The 20955-nt window shown below is 40.2% G+C and carries 19 protein-coding genes; 8 read left to right on the top strand and 11 right to left on the bottom strand.

What is annotated here, in order from left to right:
• Positions 1-55: 55 nt before the first annotated feature.
• A complete protein-coding gene (locus tag WAX86_RS10545) occupies positions 56-1933 on the bottom strand; it encodes an MFS transporter (protein WP_065171096.1) in 1878 nt (625 codons plus the stop codon).
• Positions 1934-1947: 14 nt separating this feature from the next.
• On the bottom strand, positions 1948-2544 hold the full coding sequence (locus WAX86_RS10540) for a TetR/AcrR family transcriptional regulator (RefSeq protein ID WP_036763436.1): 597 nt from the start codon (positions 2542-2544) through the stop codon (positions 1948-1950).
• Positions 2545-3138: 594 nt separating this feature from the next.
• On the opposite strand from WAX86_RS10540, the gene WAX86_RS10535 reads away from it, so the two are divergent.
• Positions 3139-3996 (top strand): Tim44 domain-containing protein, encoded by an 858-nt coding sequence (locus WAX86_RS10535; RefSeq protein ID WP_171027363.1) that lies wholly within the window; start codon positions 3139-3141, stop codon positions 3994-3996.
• 253 nt (positions 3997-4249) lie between these two features.
• Positions 4250-4495, top strand: a complete 246-nt coding sequence (locus tag WAX86_RS10530; protein WP_005298298.1) for a TIGR02647 family protein — start codon at positions 4250-4252, stop codon at positions 4493-4495.
• Between the two features lie 19 nt (positions 4496-4514).
• On the opposite strand, the gene WAX86_RS10525 is transcribed toward WAX86_RS10530, so the two are convergent.
• Positions 4515-4769 carry a YkgJ family cysteine cluster protein gene (locus WAX86_RS10525; RefSeq protein ID WP_036763439.1) on the bottom strand — a complete coding sequence of 85 codons (255 nt, stop codon included), beginning with the start codon at positions 4767-4769 and terminating at the stop codon, positions 4515-4517.
• A 265-nt stretch (positions 4770-5034) separates the two neighbouring features.
• Here WAX86_RS10525 and WAX86_RS10520 point away from each other — a divergent pair, with 265 nt between their 5' ends.
• From WAX86_RS10520 to WAX86_RS10510, 3 genes are all read left to right on the top strand, one after another.
• The gene (locus WAX86_RS10520; RefSeq protein WP_005298300.1) at positions 5035-5472 is read left to right on the top strand and encodes a YcgN family cysteine cluster protein; all 438 of its coding nucleotides are present in this window, start codon (positions 5035-5037) and stop codon (positions 5470-5472) included.
• Positions 5473-5648: 176 nt separating this feature from the next.
• The gene (locus WAX86_RS10515; RefSeq protein WP_341488763.1) at positions 5649-5783 is read left to right on the top strand and encodes a hypothetical protein; all 135 of its coding nucleotides are present in this window, start codon (positions 5649-5651) and stop codon (positions 5781-5783) included.
• A gap of 201 nt (positions 5784-5984) precedes the next feature.
• Complete coding sequence (locus tag WAX86_RS10510; protein ID WP_341488762.1) at positions 5985-6836, top strand: CPBP family intramembrane glutamic endopeptidase; 852 nt, start codon at positions 5985-5987, stop codon at positions 6834-6836.
• A gap of 127 nt (positions 6837-6963) precedes the next feature.
• Here WAX86_RS10510 and WAX86_RS10505 read toward each other — a convergent pair whose 3' ends face one another.
• From WAX86_RS10505 to dusC, 3 genes are all read right to left on the bottom strand, one after another.
• On the bottom strand, positions 6964-7947 hold the full coding sequence (locus WAX86_RS10505; RefSeq protein WP_341488761.1) for a 3',5'-cyclic-nucleotide phosphodiesterase: 984 nt from the start codon (positions 7945-7947) through the stop codon (positions 6964-6966).
• Positions 7948-8216: 269 nt separating this feature from the next.
• A complete protein-coding gene (locus WAX86_RS10500) occupies positions 8217-9080 on the bottom strand; it encodes a neutral zinc metallopeptidase (protein ID WP_065171093.1) in 864 nt (287 codons plus the stop codon).
• 240 nt (positions 9081-9320) lie between these two features.
• On the bottom strand, positions 9321-10265 hold the full coding sequence (gene dusC, locus WAX86_RS10495; protein WP_044174977.1) for a tRNA dihydrouridine(16) synthase DusC: 945 nt from the start codon (positions 10263-10265) through the stop codon (positions 9321-9323).
• Positions 10266-10446: 181 nt separating this feature from the next.
• On the opposite strand from dusC, the gene WAX86_RS10490 reads away from it, so the two are divergent.
• Positions 10447-11070 carry an SEC-C metal-binding domain-containing protein gene (locus tag WAX86_RS10490; protein WP_341488760.1) on the top strand — a complete coding sequence of 208 codons (624 nt, stop codon included), beginning with the start codon at positions 10447-10449 and terminating at the stop codon, positions 11068-11070.
• Positions 11071-11148: 78 nt separating this feature from the next.
• Here WAX86_RS10490 and dsbB read toward each other — a convergent pair whose 3' ends face one another.
• A complete protein-coding gene (gene dsbB, locus WAX86_RS10485) occupies positions 11149-11670 on the bottom strand; it encodes a disulfide bond formation protein DsbB (RefSeq protein ID WP_065171091.1) in 522 nt (173 codons plus the stop codon).
• A 220-nt stretch (positions 11671-11890) separates the two neighbouring features.
• Positions 11891-13480 carry a Na(+)/H(+) antiporter NhaB gene (gene nhaB, locus WAX86_RS10480; protein ID WP_065171090.1) on the bottom strand — a complete coding sequence of 530 codons (1590 nt, stop codon included), beginning with the start codon at positions 13478-13480 and terminating at the stop codon, positions 11891-11893.
• A gap of 596 nt (positions 13481-14076) precedes the next feature.
• Between nhaB and fadR the strand changes: the two genes are divergently transcribed.
• A complete protein-coding gene (gene fadR, locus WAX86_RS10475; RefSeq protein WP_036763447.1) occupies positions 14077-14928 on the top strand; it encodes a fatty acid metabolism transcriptional regulator FadR in 852 nt (283 codons plus the stop codon).
• A gap of 83 nt (positions 14929-15011) precedes the next feature.
• Here the strand turns inward: fadR and WAX86_RS10470 are convergent, their stop codons facing one another.
• The 3 genes from WAX86_RS10470 to WAX86_RS10460 form a co-directional block, all read right to left on the bottom strand.
• Positions 15012-16541, bottom strand: coding sequence for a SpoVR family protein (locus tag WAX86_RS10470; RefSeq protein ID WP_068969113.1), 1530 nt, complete (start codon positions 16539-16541; stop codon positions 15012-15014).
• 86 nt (positions 16542-16627) lie between these two features.
• On the bottom strand, positions 16628-17899 hold the full coding sequence (locus tag WAX86_RS10465; protein WP_065171088.1) for a YeaH/YhbH family protein: 1272 nt from the start codon (positions 17897-17899) through the stop codon (positions 16628-16630).
• 50 nt (positions 17900-17949) lie between these two features.
• Positions 17950-19884, bottom strand: coding sequence for a PrkA family serine protein kinase (locus WAX86_RS10460; protein WP_065171112.1), 1935 nt, complete (start codon positions 19882-19884; stop codon positions 17950-17952).
• Between the two features lie 660 nt (positions 19885-20544).
• Between WAX86_RS10460 and WAX86_RS10455 the strand changes: the two genes are divergently transcribed.
• Complete coding sequence (locus WAX86_RS10455; protein WP_065171087.1) at positions 20545-20925, top strand: VOC family protein; 381 nt, start codon at positions 20545-20547, stop codon at positions 20923-20925.
• Positions 20926-20955 lie beyond the last annotated feature (30 nt).

Here is a 20955-nt window from a genome sequence, read left to right as displayed (position 1 = left end):
ATAAGCCCTCACATTCAGTTAATGAAGTGAGGGCTTTCTTATTAAATCGTATCGATCATCTTTCAGAGCCGCGAAGCTCAATGACTTGAGCGCGTAACTCTTCTTTTGAAACCTCGGGCGGGTAAATCGGGTCACCTACTATAATATTGATTTTCGACCAGAACCGTTTTGGGCGTTTTAGTACTGCTCGTCCTCGTTCTCGACTAAAGAAGCTGCCCCATAAACCTTGGAGTGCCATTGGAATAATCGGCACTTTATTGCGTTTCGTTATGACCTCTACCCCGCGCATAAAAGGACCAATTTCACCGTCATAAGTTAATTGCCCCTCAGGAAATAGGCAGACAATATCGCCAGCTTTTAATAGCGTATCAATTTGATTAAACGCTTTTTGAATAGAACGGCGATCTTGGCTATCGACAGGGATCACCTTACAAGCACGGCAAAAGGCGTTGATCATCGGTAATTTGTATAGGCGAATATCCATTAAAAAGCGTATCGGTCTTGGGCAAGCGCCTGCCAGCAATAGGGCATCCATATAGGTTACATGGTTACACACCAACAGTGCCGCACCCTGTTGAGGGATATTTTCTACATTCTTATGACGAACGCGATACATAGTATGGCTGACTAACCAGACAATAAAACGCCAGAAGAAATCAGGAGCTTGTCGGTAAATATAGATCACCACCAACGCGTTCATTACTGCAAGAACCAAGAAAAACTCAGGAATAGAGAGCTTCAAAACTGAGATAAAGATGATTGCTGCCAATGAGCTAAATACCATAAAAATGGCATTCCAAATATTATTAGCGGCAACGATTTGTGCTCGCTCATCTTCAGGAGAACGTTCTTGCATTAAGGCGTAAAGAGGCACAATAAAAAGACCACCAGAAACGCCCAACATCACCAAAGAGACAAAAACGCGAATAAGCTCTGGTTGAGTTAAAAAGTCAAAAACAGATTGGGTAACAGGGGCAATATTGGGTGTTGCAAAGTACAAATCAGCCCCAAAGAGTGTCATGCCAATACAACCTAATGTCACAATACCGGGTTCTACTCGCTGATGAGACAATTTATTACAAAGCATGGACCCAATAGCGATACCAATAGAAAACAGGGCCAGTAATAATGAAACTGAAGCTGCACTACCACCTAAGCTCTCTCGGGTAAAGTTGGGAAATTGTGTTAAATAGCAAGCTCCTAAAAACCAAAACCAACTGATCCCCATAACACATTGGAAGATGGTTTTGTCTTTTTTAGCGATAGCCAGTGTCGTTTTTGTTTGCTCAATAGGGCGCCATTGAAATTGAACACCATGAAGACTCGGTTTTGCTTCAGGGATCTTTCTTGAGGTTAGATAACCTAAAATGGCGAAAGTGACCACTGAAATACCGGCAAAAAGGTGGGCATGTTGTGAACTGTCTGCGATAACACCAGCAAAGAGTGTTCCTAGTAGTATGGCTAAGAAAGTGCCCATTTCAACTAAAGCATTACCTGCAATTAGCTCTTCTTTTTTTAGATGTTGTGGCAACAAAGCGTATTTAGCCGGGCCAAAGAAGGCTGATTGTGTTCCCATCAAAAAGAGTAAGAAAAGCAAGATAAGATAGCTTTGGGTGATAAAAGCGATGGCTGCACACGCCATGATGATGATTTCAGCAAATTTTACGATTCGCATAATCTGTGCTTTATCATAGATATCTGATAAAACACCCGCAGATGCTGAAAACAGAAAAAAGGGGAGAATAAAAAGCCCTGCCGCGATATTAATAGCGAGATCGCTACTAAAAGGTAAAGCACCGGGTGCGGCAAAGGCGATTAATATTAATAGAACATTCTTGTAGACATTATCATTAAATGCCCCAAGCGCCTGAGTTAAAAAGTATGGTAGAAAACGTTGTTTTCTCAAAAGGCTAGAGTGGGGCGATAGTGCCATAGATAAATGTCCGTTTAGCTATGCCAAGCGTTTAAGTAAGTGTTCAGCAGGTTATCAATAAGCGCTTTGCCATCAACAGGTGTTGAGGTAAATAGCTTGTCATCAACCGTTAGTAGTGTAATACCGTGAACACCAGCCCAAAGAACACGGCTAGCTTCAAGAATTTCATCTTCTGATTTATTTGGTGTGATCTGACGGATTAATGCTTCTAGCATACCTGTCATATTATCAATACGCTCAGATTGCCATTCAGGTAGATCTTCACCATTCATCGTATGTTGGAAAATCAACTGCCAACGATAAGGATGCTGAGTTGCAAACTCTAAGTAACAATATGCCAGTCTGCGAAGCGCATCTTCTGCTGAGGTTGCTTCTTTCATACTAGCTTCAGCTTCCTTCGACATTTCGTCTAGTGTCTGAGCAACAGCATGCAGTAACAATAAATTGTAATTACCAAAAACATTTACTAACGTACTAGGAACATAGCCGATCATTGCCGCTACTTTACGTAAGCTAAGTTCATGGTGTGGATGTTCGTTAAGAAAATTCTTAACCTGCTCCAAAGTCATATTTACCAACTCTTCACGAGTGTGGTCGTTTCTTCTTGCCATTGAATACTACTCTTAAGTAAAAGATTCTATTATGTTGTAATTATTGTTATTCGTTGTGTTGTTATCTCTGATCGTCAGGGATATAGAATGTCGTTCGATATTTTAAGTTTAATTGCCTACTAGGGTCAATATCACCACAGGTAATCATTCCTTTTTGGTATGATTTATCTGGTTTGTTATTCCTTTTTTCCAATTAAACGGAAAAAAATTTCGAACATACACTCACTTTGACTATAAAGTTAATCTTTAGTGCCCTAAAGATCGATTTCTGCCAACCGAATCTATACTCAACGCATTTTTATCAAAAAATAATTGAGTTCTTTTTTGTGTTTACCTCCTAATTTTAATTGTTCAACCGTTCGATTAATAGTGAATTTTACGATTTCATACGGTTAAATCGCGAAAAAGAGACGGATTGATGAAAATTGCAAGAATTTTGATAAGCAGCGATAATTATTGGTAACAATTTCATTCTGTAGTTACATTGACTTTCTGTTATATGTCGCTAGGATGCAAAGAATTACTCATATTTCTAATAAGTTATCCTTAATAGAAAAGAGTTAATCACAATCGAAAAAGGTATTGGATATCATTATGAAACGTTTCTTTACCCTATTTGCTCTTATTATTGCGGTGTCGTTTGCTGCTCCGCATGTAGAAGCAAAGAAATTTGGTGGCGGTAAGTCTTTTGGCAAAAGCTATAAGACCGCGCCTATGAAACAGCAGCAAAAACCACAGCAAACCGATACGATTGGAAAGAAAGCAACCAATACTCAATCAGGTAAGAAAGGTCTGATGGGGGGCTTATTAGGTGGCTTACTCGCTGGTGGTTTGATTGCTGCATTCTTTGGTGGTGCTTTTGATGGCATCAACTTTATGGACATTTTGATCATTGGTGTGATTGCATTTGTTATCTTCAAGCTACTAAAAGGCATGAGAGCAAACAAAGGTACGCCAATGGGTCATCGTGAAGCGTATGCAGGGAATTCTCCTCAACAGCGCAATCAACAACAAGCTCAGTATCGTCAAGCGGCAAGTGGTGCTACAACAGGTTTCTCTCCAGACAGTGATGTACCATTTAATTTACCGCCAAACTTCAACTTAAATGCATTCTTGAACGGTTCTCGTGAACATTATCGTACGATTCAGGAAGCATGGAATAAAAACGATCTAGCTAAGATTCGTGAATATGTTTCTCCTGCGTTACTTAACGATCTAATGGCTGAGCGTGCGAAACTCAATGGTGAGCAACATACTGAAGTGATGTATGTCGATGCTGAAGTCGTACGTGCAGATTACGATGCGAACATGGCTCAGTTAAGTATCCAGTTCTCTGGTCGCTATAAAGATAGCCATGAAGGTGTTGAGGAAGATATTACCGATGTGTGGCACCTAGAGCGTGATCTTCGTACGCCAAATGCACCTTGGTTAATTGTAGGTATTCAAGCTTAAGCTTAAGTCATATATACCTAGTTATTAAGAAAGCCGCGTTAATCTTATGTTGACGCGGCTTTTTTTTGTTGAAAATTTATGCAGTTTAAAATGAGATAAAATGCGTGATATTTCATTTGTTTGAGCTAGATCTCGCTTATCTAAGTAAAGATTGCAAGAACATGATCTCTACACCTATTTTTATTCTTTGCTAGGGTTAGTATGAACACAGATAAGTTAATTCCGCTCGCGGAGCATTTGTAACGAGGTGACTATGCCATATACCGCTGATATCGTTAATGAAATGAATCTTCTGGTTAAATTTCCAATGCACTCAAATCTTGAGGGGATCAAGGTTCACAGTAATGCAACACCAGAGATGGTTGAGGCTGCTAAACGTCTTTATGCAAAAGGCTTGGTAACTCAAGAAGATGGAGGCTACTTAACTTATGCCGGCCATCAAGCGGTTGAGCATGCAAAAGCGGCTTTACGCATTTTAACCGGCAAGGTGTCGGAGTAAGGAATTATCTCTTGCGAGTTTAGCTCACGGTGATATTTTCTAATTCAGTAATAGTTTGTAGGGCAATTTCATTACTTGTACCACAAACATCACTGCATGCTTTAAATTGATGACAAACCTCTGGTCTTTCTGGCTTGCCAAAGAGTTTACAGAGGTTTTGTTCGTTTAGTTGAATACAGCGCACACCCGCAGGTTTACCTTGTGGCATTCCTGGGATCGGTGATGAAATACTTGGCGCAATACAACATGCTCCACAGCCTAGTCTGCATTCCATTTTTTACCTCTTTATATTTAATTAACTCAACTTATAAGCGATAAGTCCGATGACTCTGCTTCACAAGGGGAGCGAAAGTTACCACTCATTTGTTGTTGGGTCAAAATTCTGTATCAATAATAATTCGCCGAATGATAATTAAGAATGCCTCTTATTTCTAACCTATAGTGATATTAATAGGTAGGATGATCTTGCACTTTGCTTGATGGATCGATATAAACCGCATTCTTTAATTGAATGATCGAATAAAATTGGTGTAGCTATCATGACGCAGTTTTGGCAAGAAAAAAACTTAACAGAGATGACAGAGCAAGAGTGGGAGTCACTTTGTGATGGTTGTGGTAAATGCTGCCTACATAAACTGATTGATGATGATACTGATGCTATTTATTACACCAATGTAGGTTGTAGTCTGCTTGATAATAAAACATGCTCTTGTAAAGATTACGCAAACCGCTTCGAATCGGGTGAAGAGTGTTTGAAACTAACTCGTGAACGTATTGATGAGTTTGTTTGGTTACCTGAAACTTGTGCTTATCGTCTATTGGCTGAAGGTAAATCTCTACCTGAATGGCACCCATTATTGACTGGCTCTAAAGATGCAATGCATGATGCTGGCGAATCAGTACGCGATCAATTTGTGTATGAAATTGATGTGATCGATTGGGAAGACCACATCTTGAATCATCCTCATCGTAATTAATACTTCACTCGCTCTTATTAAAAGCTCGCTACTACGCGAGCTTTTTTGTATCTTCTGTTTGTGTGTTTATACTTATATTGAGTTGCTTTTTTATCAAAACCATAAATATGAATGCTTTATAAATTTTACCAATGGTTTGGTATCGTGATGATTTAACGGTTAAGGAGAATTTTTAAATGGGAACGATAATAGGCTTAATTATTTTAGCTGCGCTAGATTGGTATTTGGTTCGTAAAACCGGGCTTCATATGCCTCAATTAATTTCTAAAAAGTATGCTGAGTATTTACAAGACAAAGAAAATCACAAGTAGTGCTTTGGGATAATAGTCCAATTTACCGGTTTTAATGAGTCATTACCTAATTCGGTTTTGCTCCCTAATCTCTTACGCGAGCTTTTTTGTCTGTTTTTGTCATCAAGAGCCGCAAAATATTACCTAATAGCATTTCTCTTAATATCATTATTCCCCATATAATAAGTTCTTCATTTTCTTACGGATAAGAATCTTTCCTGTATGTTTGTCTTTCCATCAACTCCCGAACTTATTGTTTGGCTACTACTCGCGGTGTCGATTGTGACCGCGATATCATCGTCTAAGCCATGGTGGTCCTTGCCGCTTGGATTGACTCTAATCTCCGCGTTATGGGTTGGAGTGCTGACTCCAATTGGTGTATTCGTGGTCATAATAGGTTTAGCCGTTGCTTATATGACTCAGAAGTTTAGTCGGGGTTATTGGTACATTGCGGGGCATATTTTTGTGCTGGGGTGGGCTATTGCGTTAACGATTCACGCTCTACCTGGGTTTCATAATCTATTGGTATTAGAGAAGGTCATCACTAGCCCTGATAGTGTGCCTTTTACTCTATATTTCAATTTAGATAAACCCATGATTGTGTTTGGGTTGCTTTTGTTATTACCTAATATGATGGGAGATAAACCCTTTGTGTGGCAATTAACGGCCAAACAATGGCTGGGTATTGGCGTTGGCTTAGTTGTCCTGCCATTGGTTGCGATGGGAGTAGGGATTGTAAAACCTGACTTTACCGTACCGAGCTGGATCGGCTGGTTTATCTTTAATAACTTACTCTTTACTTGTGTTGCAGAAGAAGTGTTATTTCGAGGCTATATTCAAACCCAGTTAGCGCGTAAATTGCCTATTGTATGGGCAATAATTTTTGCGAGCTTATTGTTTGGTATTGCACACATTGCTGGTGGGGTAATGCTGGTTATAGTCGCGACACTGGCAGGTGGATTGTATGGCCTGAGCTATTATTGGAGTAAAAAGCTGACGTTAGCTATTGCCGTACATTTTGGCTTTAATCTGATTCACTTACTGTTTTTTACTTATCCATTATTAAAAGCATGATTTATTCAAAACATGATGCTTGGAGATAAGTCAGGGGATTGGAGTATAGAATAATAGTAAGTAGACACTCTCTTTTTGAAGTATCTACTTACCATCAACACAGATTTATCTTTGACTTGTCTTTAAGTTAGAGCTTGATGCGATCCCCTTGCTCTGTGAAGATAAAATTAATACCTAATGGATTGTTTTCATTAAGCTCTCGTTGAATAACAAACTTAGGATCTGGGCCTTGTTTTAAACTGTATTTTATATGTGTAATCACAACATTTAACCCAACCATTGCTTGGGGATTATCTGTGTATGATGCCAATTTATTGAGTTCGGTCAGTATCCAGTTAGGAGTTAAGTGACCAAATAGAGCTTTATCTGGCGTGCTATTACTAAATGATGACTCAATAAAGATCCCTCTTAGCTGCCTTGCATTGATATAAGGGGCTAATTGCTTCCAAATAGTATCTAATGACTGGCTGTTTTCAACACTATCAGGCCCAGTATCACCCAGATAAATCACCGCTTCTTTGGCTGAGTTTTCAAATAAAAAAGCACTAGACTCAATACCAGAATGACTTAGGGGAAAGGTCTTTACTTTTAGCTCTGTTCCTTTAACTTGCTGCCAGCCTGAGGTTGATAATGGGGTAAGTACATACTTATTAAGTTTGTAACCCTCGCCTTGATTGGTAAAGTTAGGCCAAGCTTTCCAGTTAAAATAGTGCTGGCTAATTGTTTGGTGAACCGATGGTAGAGCATAGATAGTTTTAGAACTGTCATCGGGCGATGAAATAATAAGGCCTGCAATATGATCAAGATGACCGTGACTGATAAAGTAGCCTTTGATTTTTTTATTAAGCAGATAACCGACTTCGTTATAATCGCAAGTAGGAGGTACAGTAAGGTCGTTAAAAGCTTCTTTTTGTACCGCAGCTCTTAATCCATTCACTAAGCTTCCTGCATCTAAAGTAATGTAGTTATCATCACTGTTAGATTTGAGCATAAAGGCGGTTAGGTTACCATCTTGGATGCCTCCTTTAGCACCTAGCGTAACCACATCAAAGCCACTGTAACTTAATGTTGAGTAGCAGCACAGCATAGCAGCAATCAGTTTTCTTACCATAAGATCCTTCTTGAATCGATATTCCGAAAAATTTTGAGGCTATATACAAAAAGATACTCAGATCACAAAGTTATTTTTACTGAGAATGGGATCTTGATGAAGTTATTGAGACATTTATGGTGTGATGCGTTTTAGACGATCTGCTTGTGCTAAAGCAACTGGTTGCACTATAGAGCTTTGGGACTGGGAGAGAAATCGCCGGTAGAAATACGATTAAGGCTCAATAAGAGATGACCTTACTGAGCCTATTGGGTTACCAATGATATGTACTATTGTACTGAGCTAAAGGTATCACAAACGCGAGGATCACCTGATTCAAAGCCTTTTTTAAACCATGCAATACGTTGAGCTGAAGAACCATGGGTAAATGCATCTGGCTGCACGGCTTGGCCTGCCATTTGCTGTAAGCGGTCATCACCAACGGCATCGGCAGCTTTAATGCCTTCTTCGATATCACCAGGCTCTAGCATGTTCATCTGTTTGTTTACATCGTGTCCCCAAACACCAGCGTAACAGTCAGCTTGTAGCTCTAACATAACACTCAGTTTATTGGCTTCAACTTTACTGCTACGTTGCTGAAGTTGGTGTACTTTGGTACTGGTACCCAATAGATTTTGAACATGGTGACCGACTTCATGAGCAATCACATAAGCAAAGGCAAAATCTCCAGGTGCACCAAGCTGTTTTAGTTCTTTCATAAAGCTAAGATCAAGGTAAATCTTTTGATCTGCTGGGCAGTAAAATGGGCCTGTTTGTGCTTGCCCTACGCCGCAACCTGTACGAGTGACTTTGTTGTACAGAACTAAAGTTGGCTCTTGATAACGATTACCTAAATGATTTTTCCAAACAGTTTCTGTCGTACCAAGAACGGCTGCGACAAATTGCTTATTTTCATCGTTAGCAACGTGAGAGCTTGCTTTGGATGGACTTTGTGAGCTAGATAATGAGCCGCCGGTAAAATGTTGAACAGCGAAAAATGCAGCACCGACTAATAAAATAATACGACCGACTTTGGTTCGGATCAGAAATGGAATCAAACGGATAAGGCCCGCGCCACCCATACCTGCTTGAGCGGGTTCTTGGCCTCGTCTGTCTTCGATATTGTCACTTTGTTTGGAATCGCGCCAACGCATACTGTTACCTTTGATTATTTATTTAATTTTTAGTCTAGGATAAACCAATCGATCTGGCTGTGACAAAAAAATGGCGGCAAATAATAGCTGTTAGGGAAAAATTTTACAAAGCGCAGACAAAAGTGGTTTGGAGTGAGCAGGGAGCATTGAAAAAGAGAGTGACTAAACTTAGATCAACAGGGCCATAATAAGACCCTGTATGTGATCTGTTATTTGAAAAGAGCTAGCAGCGTGTTTGACTTAAAGCGCAGCGCGAGCTTGAGTTAGAATATCAACAATAGGTTGAGCTTTATTATGACAACGAACATCGGCAAAAAGTGCTTTTGCTTGAGGATATTCATGACGTAAATAGGCAAACCATTGCTTGATTCGATTAGGGTAGTACAAACCCTTATCGCCTTTAATTTCAAACGTAGAGTAGTGCAGCAATAGGTCTAACACTTCGGTCCATGGCATATGGTCAGCGTTATATTTTACGACATTACCTAAATTTGGCAGGTTAATTGCGCCGCGACAAACCATCAAAGATTGGGTGCCAGTAGTGGCGATACACTGTTGGCCGTCTTGATAGTTCCACACTTCACCATTGGCAACAATTGAGATAGGACTGTGTTGTTGTAATTGATGAATGTAATCCCACTTAATCTCTTCTGCCCGATAGCCATCTTCTTTAGTTCGACCATGAACGGTAATTTCATCTGCGCCAGCTTGAGCAATGGCATCGGCAATCTCAAAGCAGTGATTAGGGTCGTCCCAGCCAAGACGAATCTTTGCTGTAACAGGTTTGGTGGGATCAACAGCCTGACGAACAGATTTCACGATTTGGTGGATGAGCTCTGGTTCTTTAAGTAGTACCGCGCCACCTTTACTTTTGTTTACCAGTTTAGCTGGACAACCAAAGTTAATATCGACACCTGGGGAGCCAAGTTCTACAGCACGACGGCCATTTTCTGCCATCCAATTTGGATCTTGTCCTAAGATTTGCACGCGAACTGGGGTTCCTGCACGAGTTTTTCCCCCATTGTGTAATTCAGGGCAAAGACGATAGAAGACACTGTTAGGAAAAAGGCGATCAACTACTCGAACAAATTCAGTAACACAGAGATCATAGTCATTAATATCGGTCAAGATCTCTCGCATTAAATGGTCGAGCACTCCTTCCATCGGACCTAAAATTACGCGCATGGGTTAGCTAACTCTTAATAAAGGATGAATTCACAGTAAGGGGCGTGATTTTAGAGGTTGAGAGTAAGCTTGTCACCTCTGTTTTAATGTTGATGTTTGTGGTTGGATTTTTCTCGGGTTCGCATCTTCTCGACCATTGGGTATAATTATTTTTTTTTACTCATTTTAATTGAGATAAGTAATGACCGATTTAATCAAACTTCCTGACCATTGGCAGGGCATGTCAGCAACATTTATTGAAGGTGCACTGTTTGCTGCTAATTCAAACCCCAAACCAATGGAGCCAGAAGTTTGGTTACCAGAACTGCTTGGGAGTGATGTAGCCCTTAGTGATGATGATAAAACGCTTATTCTTAATCACTTTGAATTGCAATATCGGACCGTTAAAGCTGGCGAATATCAGCTAGATCCAACGTTAGTATGGGCTAAAGAGAACCGTGCAAATTTAGCACAGTTTGCTCAAGGTTTTCTGGCGGTTTGGCAACACATTGAACCAAACTGGGCAGAACAACCGATTAATGATGGCACTATGCGTATGCTATCTGCTTTACTCACAACTTTAATGCTATTAGTTGATGAAGAAGAGACTCGTGCTCAGATGCAAGAAGCTGGCATTGATGCGATGCCAGAGCTTGAGACTTTATGCCAGCAACTCTCTTTGATGCTAACTGAAGTGATGATGGCCGGTGACGAGCTACAAATTGGAGCGGGAGCACAAGCGGTTAATCCATTTAAAAATGTCGGCCGTAATGACGCGTGTCCATGTGGTAGTGGCAAAAAATTCAAGCAGTGTTGCGGTAAGTAATCACTGTAGAAAACAAAAAAGCGAAGTTATGGTTAAACTTCGCTTTTTTGGGTTATGTACTTATTTTATTGGCTCTATTTAAGCTTTCTTATTAAAAAACTGCGCCAAAATCATCACAGCACATGCCAGCAGGTTCGCAGCAAAGATGATCACTAGCCATTGTGGCATTGATTGGCCTAAGAAACTCCACACTACTTTTGAGCAATCGCCATAAGCTTCAAACATCCAAGGAGCCCAATGGTTTAGAGGTGCCCAATCTGGAAATTTTACGAAGAGGTCACAGGTTGCAAATGGTGATGGATTAAACTGATAACCAACATGCTCTTGAGCTAACTCAAATCCTCGAAACGCACTGTATGCCCATCCAGCTAAACCTAACCAGCGGAAATAAGGGTATTGTGGCGCAATTAAACCAATTAGAGCTGCAACGACAATCCCCATCATTGCTACACGTTCATAAATACACATAACGCAAGGTGCAAGTCCCATGATATGTTCAAAAAATAGGGCGCAGCCTTCAAAAAAGATGATACAGAACAATAGGGTCAGCCAAGCTTTACGGCTTTTTGAATAGGCGTTAAAAAATTGCATCAGTTGCATTATGTCATTCTCTGGTATTGGAACACCAATGCTTCCTGTTTAGGTAGAGCATCATTGGTTGGGTAATCATATATAACTAATTAATTGAAGCTACTAGGTTTTTGCTCTTAGGTAACTATTTATCTATGACCTTTGAAATTGGCAAAGATTCAATCATAAGGCCAGAAATAAGTAAACTGGCCTTATGATATTTTGTTACCTAGTCTAAAACTCTTGCTTCTTAATGAGCCGCAGGGACAACAGCTTGAATGGCTTCTGCTGCAGGAGCGGTTAACCAGCCAATGGCTTCGAACCAATGGGTCATTGGTACAAGAAGTAACTCAATACCTGCAAGACCTACTAATGTCAGTACAATTGTATACGGCAGTGCCATATAGACCATACGACCGTAAGAAAGACGAATTAGTGGTGCAATTGCCGAAGTTAGAGCGAACAAGAATGCCGCTTGACCATTTGGTGTTGCAACCGATGGTAGGTTCGTTCCGGTATTGATTGCTACGGCTAGCATGTCGAATTGATCGCGAGTAATGACACCATCAAGCAGAGCCGCTTTAACTTCGTTGATGTATACCGTACCAACAAAGACGTTATCTGATACCATCGACAAAATACCATTTGCGACATAGAACATGGTGAGCTGAGTGCTGCCTTCCATACTCAGTACCCATTGAATAATAGGCGCAAACAGATGCTGGTCGATAATAACGGCGACGATAGAGAAAAATACCGCTAATAACGCTGTAAAAGGTAGTGCTTCTTCAAACGCTTTACCCAGTGCATGCTCTTCAGTGATCCCCGTAAATGATGTCGCCAGAATAATCACGGTAAGACCAATTAAGCCTACTGCTGCAAGGTGCAGAGCCAAACCTACAATTAACCATACCGCAATTACAACTTGGATAATTAGCTTGGCATAATCGAGGTTAGTGCGACTTTTACGTTCTTCATTATCGAAATCAACTAAGATCTTACGTACATTTTCAGGTAACCGAGCGCCATATCCAAACAAGTGGAACTTTTCGACCAAAATACAGGTGAGTAGACCACAGATAAATACAGGCACTGTCACTGGAGCCATGCGGATAATAAACTCACCAAACTGCCAGCCAGCTTGATCGGCAATAATCAAGTTCTGTGGCTCACCAACCATGGTTGTTACACCACCTAAAGCGGTACCAATACCAGCATGCATTAATAAGCTGCGTAAAAAAGCACGGTAGTTTTCTAGGTCATCACGACTTACTTCCTGCACATTTTCATCTGAGGTGTGGTCATGCTGGCTATTTGGATCTTGTTCGGAAGCTACCTTGTGATAGATGCTGTAAAAACCAACTGTTACGCTAATAACAACCGCAATAACAGTTAAAGCATCTAAGAAAGCGGAAAGAAATGCAGCCATGACACAAAATGCTAATGACAGTAAGACTTTAGATCGAATGCCAATTAAGATCTTGGTGAAGATAAACAGTAGCAGCTGCTTCATGAAGTAGATACCTGCCACCATAAATACAAGTAGCAGTAGAACTTCAATATTGGCAACCAATTCGTGTTTTACTTGCTCGGGGCTAGTCATCCCAATCGCAACGGCTTCAATAGCCAGTAAGCCACCGGGTTGGAGCGGGTAACACTTCAGTGCCATGGCTAAGGTGAAGATAAATTCAACTACCAAAAGCCAACCAGCAACAAAAGGATCAACAAGGAAGAAAACAATAGGGTTAATAATTAAAAATGCAATAATTGCAACTTTGTACCAATCGGGCGCCTTACCGAGGAAATTTTTGATAAAGGCGTTCCCTAGAGATATAGCCATGTAATCGGTCTCTTATAATTATGTGTTAATACAGAGAACTGGCTGCAGTACCTTAAGTAATCAATAGGCCGAGTTACTTACATTGCTCCATGCAATAGTAGGTAACGATGAATTATTGAGACCTTTAAGCTAAAAACCATAAGTTGTGATGCTTTAACTGCTTCAATAGTAAGGTTATTACTTGAATTAAGCGGTAAATATGGTGTTTAACTTAAAGCAGGCAGTCACATCCATTTCACTCCCAAAGTTCATGTCCTGTTACTCTACCTTTTGATCTAGATCAGTCAAGAGAATAACTTGAACTTAATTCTTTTCTTAAAATTACATCACAAAAATGGGAGCAATAATGTGCCAGACACTCAGCTGATTAATATAACGGCAAAAGTGTAAGGGAATGTTGCGTAACATCAAACTAAGTTCACTAATTTGCGTTATTAGTTGCGCAAATATTATGCTTTATAGTTTACATTTTGTAGATATTCATCTTGGCCAATTGCGACAAAAAGGATAATGGAAGTAGTTTGGGGATATGGCAAAACTAGTGGTATGATGAGTCAATATAAATATAAGCAAGAAGCAAATTGGATAATAGTTAAATGGTTATAAAGGCAGATAGCCCAGCAACATTTGCAGAAAAATATATTATCGAAAGCATCTGGAATAATCACTTTCCTCAGGGATCTATCTTACCTGCGGAGCGAGAGCTTTCTGAATTGATTGGTGTAACTCGTACGACTTTACGTGAAGTATTGCAGCGTCTTGCTCGTGATGGGTGGTTGACCATTCAGCACGGTAAGCCAACCCGCGTAAATAATTATATGGATACGTCGGGTCTTAATATTTTAGATACGCTGATTACTCTAGATGGACAGGATGTACAACGAGTATTAACGGATCTACTGGCAGCTCGTACTGATATCAGTAGCATTTTTATGCGTTATGCCGTTAAAGGTAATGCAGAAGAGTCAAGCAAGTTAATTCAGCATGTGATCGAGTCATGTGAGAAATTGCTTGCAGCAGAGAGCTTTGCGGAATTTATTGAAGAGAACGAAGACAAAGTTGAGTTGCTACAAGAAGTGAAGAAAATTGTCGATAAATACGGTAAGGATGATCCTGAACTGTGTGAAGCAATTTGTCGCGCTCGTGCATTTAACTTTTATGACTACCGCATGTTCCAAGGCATGGCGAAGTGTTCAAACAATACCTTATATGTTCTGACCATTAATGGCCTTCGCAAAATCTACACTCGTGTTGGTGGCTACTACTTTATGAAGCCAGAAGCGTGCCAGTTGGCGTTAAGTTACTATCGTGATATGCAGGCATATTGTGATAATCAGCAGCCTGAATTAGTTGCTGAGCGTATTCGTACCTATGGTCGCGATAGTGGTGCAATTTGGTTTATGCACCGAGACGAGATCATGCGCTATATGCACGAAGAAGAGCAGTAATAACGATTTGTTCGTTGGAGCTACAGATTAAATAAGTAAAGGGAGAGCCTATATTAAGCTCTCCCTTTTCTTTTGCGTGCAGTTTATATTTCCGTATTGTAGTTGGTTTTAGGAGGACAGGTTTCTAAGATCTTTGCGCGGCCATCGGGCTCTTCTTGCTCTAAGATAACGTCAAACCCCCAAATACGATGTAGATGTTTAATGACTTCTTTGTGTGAATCAGCCAGTGGAATTCGGTTGTGCGGAATGTAGCGTAAGGTGAGTGAACGATCACCTCGAAGATCGACATTCCAAACCTGAATATTGGGTTCATTATTGCTAAGGTTATATTGTGAAGAGAGCTTTTCTCGAATCATACGATAGCCTTCTTCATTGTGAATAGCACTGATCTCAACATAGTTATGACGGTCATTATCATCAACAGCAAACAGCTTAAAATCTCGCATCACTTTCGGCGATAAGAACTGGCTAATGAAACTCTCATCTTTAAAGTTTTCCATCGCAAAATGGACTGTGTCCAACCAATTAGAACCTGCAATATCAGGGAACCAATATTTATCCTCTTCCGTTGGGTTTTCACAAATACGGCGAATATCTTGGAACATGGCGAACCCTAAAGCATAAGGGTTAATACCATTGTAATAGGGGCTGTTATAGCTTGGCTGTGCGACAACATTGGTATGGCTGTGAAGGAACTCCATGATAAAGCGCTCAGAAACCAGTCCTTCATCATATAAGTGATTCATAATGGTGTAGTGCCAAAAGGTAGCCCAGCCTTCGTTCATCACTTGGGTCTGTTTTTGAGGGTAAAAGTACTGACTGACCTTTCGCACAATACGCACAACTTCTCGTTGCCATGGTTCTAATAGCGGTGCGTGTTTTTCAATAAAATACAATATGTTTTCTTGCGGTTCTGATGGAAAACGCTCTTTAGGTTTTTCTTGCTCCTGCTCTTTATGGACGGGAATGGTTCGCCATAAAGCGTTAACTTGGGTCTGTAAATAATCTTCTCGTGCTTTCTGTCTAGCCGTTTCTTCAACTAAAGAGATTTTTTGTGGGCGTTTATAACGGTCAACTCCATAATTCATCAAGGCATGACAGGAATCGAGCAGTTTTTCGACCTCATCTACGCCATACTTTTCTTCGCAATCGGTAATATAGTTACGAGCAAAAAGGAGGTAGTCAATAATGGAGCTGGCATCGGTCCAGGTTTTAAATAGGTAGTTACCTTTAAAGAATGAGTTGTGGCCGTAACAAGCATGCGCCATAACAAGAGCCTGCATCGTAATGGTGTTCTCTTCCATTAAATAAGCAATACAAGGGTCTGAGTTAATAACAATCTCATAAGCAAGCCCCATTTGACCATGCTTATAACCACGCTCGGTTTCAATAAATCGTTTACCGAAAGACCAGTGGTGATAGTTGATGGGCATACCGATGCTGGAATAAGCATCCATCATTTGTTCGGCTGTAATAACTTCAATTTGGTTAGGGTAAGTATCTAACCGGTAGTGCTTAGCGATACGTTTAATTTCTTGATGGTATTGCTCAAGCAGATTGAAAGTCCAGTCTGGTCCATCACTGAGCATTTTTGATTTAGTGCTGGTGGCCATAATACATTCCCCTTAACGTAAAGTGACATCCATGTGTTTGGGTGTATTGGTAATACCAATCTATTTTGCAAGATTGGTATTTGTCATTAACTTACCTGTTTTTTGAAAAGTTCTCGGAAGACAGGGAAGATATCATCAACACCACGAATGTTTTGCATCGTAAAGTTGTCGTGACTTGCTTGTAGTGCTTCATACTCGCGCCACAAGGTTTGATGTGCACGACGAGTAATTTCAATGTATGAGTAATATCGAGTTACGGGCAAAATTTCTTTATTAAGCAGCTCTCGACATCCTGGAGAGTCATCTGCCCAGTTATCACCATCTGAAGCTTGTGCCGCATAAATATTCCATTCATCCGGTGAGTAACGTTTTTTGACAATTTCATCCATCAAACGTAATGCACTTGAGACTATGGTGCCACCCGTTTCTTGTGAGTAGAAAAATTCATGTTCGTCGACTTCTTTTGCTTGGGTGTGGTGACGAATAAATACAACATCAACGTTTTTATAGGTTCGATTTAAAAATAGGTAGAGCAAAATATAAAAACGTTTAGCGATATCTTTGGTTGCCTGATCCATTGAACCTGATACATCCATCAAGCAAAACATAACAGCTTGACTGGACGGTTGAGGTCGACGTTCATAGTTTTTGTAACGTAAATCAAACGTATCAATAAAAGGTACGCTACGAATTTTTTTACGCAGCACTTCTATCTCTTCTTTGATTCGAGCCTCTTCTAATGGCTGAGCAGGTTCTGTTGTAAATAGAAGATCCAGTGCTTGTTCTAATTCTCGCAGCTGACGTCGTTTTCCTGCACTCATTGCGGTTCGACGAGCCAGTGAGTTCTGTAAAGATTTTACAATGGCGATATTAGATGGAACACCTTGTGACTTGTAGCCAGAACGGAATGTTTTCCATTCTACGATTTGGTTCATTTGGTTTTTTTCTAAATTTGGTAGTTCGAGATCTTCAAAAAGCAGATCAAGATATTCGTCTTTGGAGATCTGGAATACAAATTCGTCTTGTCCTTCACCATCTGGACTGGCTTGCCCTTCGCCTGAGCCACCTTGCCCAGCGCCTCCCTGAGGGCGATCGATACGATCGCCAGGGATAAATTGGTCGTTACCTGGGTGGACAACATCACGTTGTCCACCACGTCCTTGGTGAAAGCTTGGTTCACTAATATCACGTGATGGGATACTAATATCTTCACCACTATCGACATCAGTAATCGAGCGCTTATTTACCGCGTCTGCAATAGACTCTTTTATCTGTTGCTTGTGACGACGTAGAAAGCGTTGTCGATTGACGGTGCTTTTATTCTTACCGTTTAATCGGCGGTCAATAAAATGCGCCATAAGCTTCCCCCTTATTTCATCCTGAAAACCATCTACCTATCTGCTGTTACTTATGAAGACTTACGAACTCGTAAATACCATTCAGATAAGAGGCGGACTTGTTTGCGGGTATAGCCTTTTTCCATCATACGAGCGACAAAATCATCGTGTTTTTTCTGCTCTTCTGATGAGGTTTTCGCATTAAACGAAATAACCGGTAGTAACTCTTCTGTATTTGAGAACATTTTCTTCTCAATCACAGTACGGAGCTTCTCATAGCTGGTCCAGTTTGGATTCTTTCCTGAATGATTGGCTCGTGCACGAAGCACAAAGTTCACAATTTCATTTCGGAAGTCTTTTGGATTGCTAATGCCCGCTGGTTTTTCGATTTTTTCCAGTTCGTTATTAAGAGCTGCACGGTCAAATAGCTGGCCTGTTTCAGGATCTCGATACTCCTGATCTTGAATCCAGAAATCGGCATAACTGACATAGCGGTCAAAAATATTCTGACCATACTCTGAGTACGACTCAAGATAAGCGGTTTGAATCTCTTTACCGATAAATTCAACATATTTCGGAATGAGATACCCTTTTAAATGCTCCAGATATTTATCTGCCAAATCTTGCGGGAACTGCTCTCGTTCAATTTGCTGTTCAAGTACGTAGAAGAGGTGTACTGGGTTTGCTGCAACTTCTGAGTGATCAAAGTTAAAGACACGGGATAAAATCTTGAAGGCAAATCGTGTGGATAGGCCATTCATTCCTTCATCAACCCCAGCATAGTCACGATACTCTTGATACGACTTTGCTTTTGGATCGGTATCTTTTAACGTTTCACCATCGTAGACGCGCATCTTTGAATAAACACTTGAGTTCTCAGGCTCTTTTAAGCGAGAGAGAACAGAGAATCGTGCGAGAATATCTAAGGTGCTTGGTGAGCACGGCGCCGTTGATAGCTGACTGTTTTGCAGTAATTTTTCGTAAATCTTCATCTCTTCCGAAATACGTAAACAGTAAGGAACTTTAACAATATAGACTCGGTCTAGGAAAGCCTCATTAGTTTTGTTATTACGGAAAGATTGCCACTCGGATTCGTTTGAGTGAGCGAGGATCATCCCATCAAACGGTAGGGCGGAGAGTCCTTCAGTACCGTTATAGTTACCTTCCTGGGTCGCTGTAAGTAAAGGGTGTAGAACTTTAAGAGGTGCTTTAAACATCTCAACAAATTCCATTAAGCCCTGATTTGCCTTACACAGTGCGCCACAGTAGCTGTACGCATCAGGATCATCTTGTGAGAAATGTTCAAGCTGACGGATATCAACTTTACCAACCAGTGATGAAATATCTTGGTTATTTTCATCTCCAGGTTCTGTTTTTGCCACCCCGACTTGATCAAGAATCGATGGGCGGACTTTTACTACTTTGAACTTAGTAATATCACCACCAAACTCGTGCAGGCGCTTGGCTGCCCATGGTGACATAATGGAGTTAAGATAACGCTTAGGAATACCGTATTCATTTTTTAGCAAATCACCATCTTCATTTTTATCAAATAAACAAAAAGGGTGATCATTAACTGGGCTTCGTTCGCCATTTGCCGTCAAAATATAAATGGGTACTTTCTGCATTAGGCTTTTGAGTTTCTCTGCAAGTGATGACTTACCACCACCAACAGGGCCTAGTAAGTAAAGAATTTGTTTACGCTCTTCAAGCCCCTGTGCGGCATGTTTAAGATAAGAGACTATTTGCTCAATGGCTTCTTCCATGCCGTAAAATTCTTCAAATGTCTTATATCGAGCAATAACTCGGTTTGAAAAAAGTCGGCTTAAGCGTGGATCTTGTGCCGTATCAATCATTTCTGGCTCACCAATTGCCATTAGTAGGCGCTCAGCTGCGTTCACATAGGCACTTCTATCTTCTCGACAAACATCAAGAAATTCTTGCAATGACAGTTCTTCATCCTTGGCTTCTTCATAGCGCTGACGATAGTGGTCAAAAATACTCATGGCTGCCCCCTGAATCGTTTCATTGATCAATGAATAAGTGCGAAGTCGATAGTTATTTCATCCTTTATCTCTAAGCCTAAACTGTTCGGATCAATGTGATTTACTAAGTGAAAGATCGTTTAATTCATTGTTCGTATCTCTTTGTGACATTTACAGTTGTGCAAAATTTATACACAAACCTACTATCCTCTTAAAAAATGCCTTATGCAAGTTGATTGTTAAAAAAATGTAGGTACTTTTTAGTGTAGATAATTTTAATTTTTTTGTTATTAGATAAATGGTCAAAAATTACAGTAATAAGTATTAAAATGGATGATTTGCTAAATTACTTGGTTATTTTCTAGCATTATCTCTCTGTGTTTTATAGTTTTAATAGATAGATCATGTTTTTTTATTTTTTTGTCATAGAGCTGAAAACAAAAAAATTTAAGTCATATTAATGGAAGGTAAAAATATGGGGTTATAAGAATGTAAACTGCGGTGATTTTATCATCACAATTCAGATAAATAGAAAATGGCTTAATTTCATCACAGATTATTTTGCTTAATCAAATTTGAGACTGGCCTTATTTTGTGAGAAAAATCACATTAAGTGTCTTAAGCTAATTAGGTAATTACGCATTTTTATTGGCGCGATATTGAATGTGCAAGGAGAGTGTAATGGCCATTTCTCGAGTAGATACTGTCTCAATACCTGTTACTGATCAGAGTATTGCTTTGGCTTTTTATCGTGATGCTCTTGGGTTTGAATTAATTCGAGATCATCAATCTAACGTACATAAACGCTGGGTTCAATTAGCGCCTAAAGGTGCTGAAACCACAATCAGTTTGGTTCCCCCTTTTGGTGGCATGGCAGCTGGTTCTGTGCAAGGGTTGGTGGTGCAAACGGATGATTTATTGTCTACTCATAAAGAACTGAGTCAACGAGGCGTTGCATTATCAGAAATTATAACGATTATGGGAGGGCGGTTTGCGACCTTTTCAGATCCAGATGGTAATGGATGGGTTCTTATTGAACCGCTATCGACTATGTCGGCTTAAGACTATGAATATTAATATGGTTCAGTTAGT

The organism is Photobacterium damselae subsp. damselae, assembly GCF_038086725.1.
GTDB lineage: Bacteria > Pseudomonadota > Gammaproteobacteria > Enterobacterales > Vibrionaceae > Photobacterium > Photobacterium damselae.
The sequence above is the reverse complement of the archived record's forward strand: the minus strand, read 5'-3'. Positions and strand labels throughout refer to the sequence as shown.

Excerpts from the sequence above, each read along its gene's own strand:
- WAX86_RS10465 (WP_065171088.1), bottom strand. The coding sequence starts at position 17,899 with ATGGCGCATTTTATTGACCGCCGATTAAACGGTAAGAATAAAAGCACC.
- WAX86_RS10515 (WP_341488763.1), top strand. The coding sequence starts at position 5,649 with ATGGGAACGATAATAGGCTTAATTATTTTAGCTGCGCTAGATTGGTAT.
- WAX86_RS10540 (WP_036763436.1), bottom strand. The coding sequence starts at position 2,544 with ATGGCAAGAAGAAACGACCACACTCGTGAAGAGTTGGTAAATATGACT.
- WAX86_RS10520 (WP_005298300.1), top strand. The coding sequence starts at position 5,035 with ATGACGCAGTTTTGGCAAGAAAAAAACTTAACAGAGATGACAGAGCAA.
- nhaB (WP_065171090.1), bottom strand. The coding sequence starts at position 13,480 with ATGGCTATATCTCTAGGGAACGCCTTTATCAAAAATTTCCTCGGTAAG.
- WAX86_RS10545 (WP_065171096.1), bottom strand. The coding sequence starts at position 1,933 with ATGGCACTATCGCCCCACTCTAGCCTTTTGAGAAAACAACGTTTTCTA.
- WAX86_RS10510 (WP_341488762.1), top strand. The coding sequence starts at position 5,985 with ATGTTTGTCTTTCCATCAACTCCCGAACTTATTGTTTGGCTACTACTC.
- dusC (WP_044174977.1), bottom strand. The coding sequence starts at position 10,265 with ATGCGCGTAATTTTAGGTCCGATGGAAGGAGTGCTCGACCATTTAATG.
- WAX86_RS10470 (WP_068969113.1), bottom strand. The coding sequence starts at position 16,541 with ATGGCCACCAGCACTAAATCAAAAATGCTCAGTGATGGACCAGACTGG.
- WAX86_RS10505 (WP_341488761.1), bottom strand. The coding sequence starts at position 7,947 with ATGGTAAGAAAACTGATTGCTGCTATGCTGTGCTGCTACTCAACATTA.
- WAX86_RS10530 (WP_005298298.1), top strand. The coding sequence starts at position 4,250 with ATGCCATATACCGCTGATATCGTTAATGAAATGAATCTTCTGGTTAAA.
- WAX86_RS10525 (WP_036763439.1), bottom strand. The coding sequence starts at position 4,769 with ATGGAATGCAGACTAGGCTGTGGAGCATGTTGTATTGCGCCAAGTATT.
- WAX86_RS10455 (WP_065171087.1), top strand. The coding sequence starts at position 20,545 with ATGGCCATTTCTCGAGTAGATACTGTCTCAATACCTGTTACTGATCAG.
- fadR (WP_036763447.1), top strand. The coding sequence starts at position 14,077 with ATGGTTATAAAGGCAGATAGCCCAGCAACATTTGCAGAAAAATATATT.
- dsbB (WP_065171091.1), bottom strand. The coding sequence starts at position 11,670 with ATGCAACTGATGCAATTTTTTAACGCCTATTCAAAAAGCCGTAAAGCT.
- WAX86_RS10535 (WP_171027363.1), top strand. The coding sequence starts at position 3,139 with ATGAAACGTTTCTTTACCCTATTTGCTCTTATTATTGCGGTGTCGTTT.
- WAX86_RS10500 (WP_065171093.1), bottom strand. The coding sequence starts at position 9,080 with ATGCGTTGGCGCGATTCCAAACAAAGTGACAATATCGAAGACAGACGA.
- WAX86_RS10460 (WP_065171112.1), bottom strand. The coding sequence starts at position 19,884 with ATGAGTATTTTTGACCACTATCGTCAGCGCTATGAAGAAGCCAAGGAT.
- WAX86_RS10490 (WP_341488760.1), top strand. The coding sequence starts at position 10,447 with ATGACCGATTTAATCAAACTTCCTGACCATTGGCAGGGCATGTCAGCA.